Annotated in this window: 2 protein-coding genes; both read right to left on the bottom strand. The window is 65.6% G+C overall.

Features of this window, described 5'->3' with window-relative positions:
• Positions 1-1,417: dicarboxylate--CoA ligase PimA (pimA, locus tag WCB02_RS20095; protein WP_423960742.1), on the bottom strand; the 1,417-nt coding region annotated here is incomplete at its 3' end.
• Between the two features lie 154 nt (positions 1,418-1,571).
• Positions 1,572-2,986: 3-hydroxyacyl-CoA dehydrogenase NAD-binding domain-containing protein (locus WCB02_RS20090; RefSeq protein WP_423960740.1), on the bottom strand; the 1,415-nt coding region annotated here is incomplete at its 5' end.

Raw genomic sequence — 2,986 nt, 5'->3', positions numbered from 1 at the left:
CCTCCTGCACCGAGGGGTGGGTATAGATCGCCTGCTCGATCATCTGCGGATAGACGTTGAAGCCGCCGGAGATGATCATGTCCTTCTTGCGGTCGACCAGATAGAAATAGCCGTCGGCGTCCATATAGCCGATGTCGCCGGTCAGGAAGCGGTCGCCGACAAAGGCTTCCGCGGTCTCCTTCGGCTTGTCCCAGTAGCCTTTGGTGACGTTCGGGCCGCGAATGCGGATTTCGCCGACCTCGCCGACGGCCAAGACCTTGGCAGGGTCCTCCAGCGAGACGACGTCGATCTCGATGCCGGGCAGCATCAGCCCGATCGAGCCGGGCTTGTCCGGGCCGGCTTCGGGATGAGCAGTGCCGGGCGAGCAGGTCTCGGTCATGCCCCAGCCGCTCTTCAATTTCATGTTGACCTTGCGCTCGAACACCCTGGCCACCTCGACCGGCAGCGGCGCGCCCCCGGAGCCGCAGCTCACCAGCGAGGACAAATCGCGCTTGTCGAGATCGGGCAACGCCGCGATCGCGATCCACATGGTCGGCACCCCTGGAAAAGCGGTGGCGCGCTTGAGCTCGATGTCGCGCATCACGGCCTCGACATCGAAGCGCTGATGCAGCGAGATCAGATTGCCGCGCCGGATCGAGGACAACAGCACCACCGTCAGCGCATAGATGTGGAACAGCGGCAGCACGCAGATCACGCGCTCGATCGCGTTGCGCCTGGCCCGCGCCGGGGCGCCCCAGACGTCGTAGATCGAGACCGAAGCGGTCAGATTGCCATGTGTGAGCATGGCGCCCTTCGGCAGTCCCGTGGTGCCGCCGGTATATTGCAACAGCGCGACGTCATCGGCAGAGATCGCGGGCCATTGCGACGGTCTTGTCGCGCCGTCGATGAATTGCCTGCAGGTGATGACCTCGGGCCGGTCCGGCAGCGGCGCTTGCTGGGTGCCGACCTTGCCCCAATGATCGTCCTCGCAGACGATCAGCCGGTCGAGCAGGCCGCGATCGAGGAATTTCAGGGCGGTCGGGAGCAGCGCCGAGAGATTGGAGGTGACCAGCACGCGCGCGCAGGAGTCAGAGAGCTTGTGTGACAGCGCGATCTCGCCGTCGAGCGGTGACAGATGCACCACGCGCGCGCCGGCCTTCAACGCGCCGAAGAAATTGACGGGATGATCTGGCGTGTTGCCGAGGAACAGCGCCACCGACGCGTCCTTGCCGTAGCCGGCGCACAGGTAGGCGGAAGCCGCGATCTCGACCATCGCTTCCAGTTCGGCAAAGCTGAGCGCACGGTCGCGGAATTCGATCGCCGGCCGCGCGCCGAATTCCGCTGTCGCCTGCGACAGCAGGTCCGGCAAGGTGCCGCGCGGCAGGGGGTCGTCCCAATGGACGCCTTCGGGATAAAACTGTTCGCCGGGATGGGTCATGCGCCAACAACAAAGATCGTCATTCCGGGGCGCACCAACGGGTCCGCGCAAAGCGCGGCCCGATGACAGGCTCCGTGCGAATCCGAAATCTCGAGATTCCGGGTTCGATGCTTCGCATCGCCCCGGAATGACGGTTGATCGAAACGAAGGCCCATCACGCCGCCTTCGAGCTCGCCGCCAGCGACGCGAACGTCTTGCCCTCGGCCGCGAGCCGCGCCAACAGCGGCGCCGGCTGCAGCGAGGGATCGTTGGTCTCCTTGGCATAATACGACAGCCGGTCGGCGATCTGCTTGAGGCCGACCTGGTCGGCATAGAACATCGGGCCGCCGCGATAGATCGGCCAGCCATAACCGTAGAGCCAGATCACGTCGATATCGCTCGGACGCGCCGCGATACCCTCTTCCAGGATCCGCGCGCCCTCGTTGATCATCGGATACATCATGCGCTCCAGGATCTCGTCGTCGCTGACGACGCGCCGCTTGCGGCCGAGCCGCGTCAGAGTCTCGTCGATCAGCCTCTCGACCTCGGGATCGGGCAGCGGCGCGCGCGAGCCGGCTTCGTATTTGTAGTAGCCCTTGCCCGTCTTCTGGCCGAACCTGCCGGCCTCACACAGCGCGTCCGCGATTTCCGACTTGATGCCGCGATCCTTGCGCGAGCGCCAGCCGATATCGAGGCCGGCGAGATCGCCCATCGCGAACGGGCCCATCGGCATGCCGAATTTCGTCACCACGGCATCGACCTGCTGCGGCAGCGCGCCTTCGAACAACAGTTTCTCCGCCTGCTTGCCGCGCTGCGCCAGCATCCGGTTGCCGACAAAGCCGTCGCAGACCCCGACCACCGCCGGCACCTTGGCGATCTTGCGCGCGATCGAGACCGCGGTCACCAGCGCGTCGGGCGCGGTCTTTTCGGCGCGGACGATCTCGCACAGCTTCATCACATTGGCCGGCGAGAAGAAGTGCATGCCGAGCACGTCCTGCGGCCGCTTCGTCTCCTTGGCGATCTCGTTGATGTTCAGATATGACGTATTGCTGGCGAGCACCGCGCCGGGCTTGGCGTATTGGTCGAGCTTGCCGAACACCTCCTTCTTCACCGCCATAGTCTCGAACACGGCTTCGATGACGAGGTCGGCGTCCTTGACATGCTCCAGGCCGACCACGCCGTTGATCAGGCCCATGCGCTTGGCCGGCGCATCCGGTGCAATGCCGCCGCGCGCCGCGGTGGCCTCGTAATTCTTCTGCATCACGCCCAGACCGCGCTTGAGCTGCTCCTCGCCGGTCTCGATCAGGGTCACCGGGATGCCGGCATTGGCAAAGGACATCGCGATGCCGCCACCCATGGTGCCGGCGCCGATAATGGCGACCCGCTCGATCGCCCGCGGCTTGGTGCCCTCGGGCACGCCGGAGATCTTGGCGGCCTCGCGCTCGGCGAAGAAGGCGTAGCGCTGCGCCTTCGACTGATCGCTCGCGACCAGCTTGAGGAAACCCTCGCGCTCCTTCTTCAGGCCTTCGTCGAACGGCAGATCGATCGCGGCGCCGACGGCGTCGGCGGCGGCGAACGGCGCCTCCAGCC

The sequence above is a fragment of the Bradyrhizobium sp. genome (assembly GCF_049581145.1).
GTDB lineage: Bacteria > Pseudomonadota > Alphaproteobacteria > Rhizobiales > Xanthobacteraceae > Bradyrhizobium.
The sequence above is the reverse complement of the archived record's forward strand: the minus strand, read 5'-3'. Positions and strand labels throughout refer to the sequence as shown.